Annotated in this window: 1 protein-coding gene; it reads left to right on the top strand. The window is 53.2% G+C overall.

The features are described 5' to 3' along the window. Positions 1–37: 37 nt before the first annotated feature. A partial coding sequence (locus Xvie_RS20585; RefSeq protein WP_139838946.1) for a hypothetical protein occupies positions 38–434 on the top strand: 397 nt, incomplete at its 3' end.

The following is a 434-nucleotide window of genomic DNA, read 5'->3' as shown; positions in this document are numbered from 1 at the left end:
GGAACAGGCCGATGCAGGGAAAACCCTCGCGATCACCGTGAAGCCGGTTAACGGCAACAATGAAGCGGGTGATCCCAAAACGGTGGATACCGGCATGACGGATACCGACATCAACAAAACTACCGCCAAAGGTGCAAAACCGGGCACTGTCCTGGATCCGGCGGCTAAACCGTCCATTGATGACCTGTTGCTGGAAGGCAAACTGTACCTGAATGAAACCTTAACCGCTAAGTATGCGTTTAATGCCCACAATGGAGATACCACAGATAAATCCCCCTATGTCTGGAAGCGTTTAAGGCCGGAGGATAAAGACGGCGGACCACGGGAAGAGGTACCAGACCCTGAAGCCAGGGGCACCGTTGATGGAAAAAACATCCTGAGTGGTGCCATCCCTTCTTACACGCTGGGTAAAGATGATACCGGCAGACTGCTGG

Source organism: Xenorhabdus vietnamensis, from assembly GCF_002127535.1.
GTDB lineage: Bacteria > Pseudomonadota > Gammaproteobacteria > Enterobacterales > Enterobacteriaceae > Xenorhabdus > Xenorhabdus vietnamensis.
The sequence above is the reverse complement of the archived record's forward strand: the minus strand, read 5'-3'. Positions and strand labels throughout refer to the sequence as shown.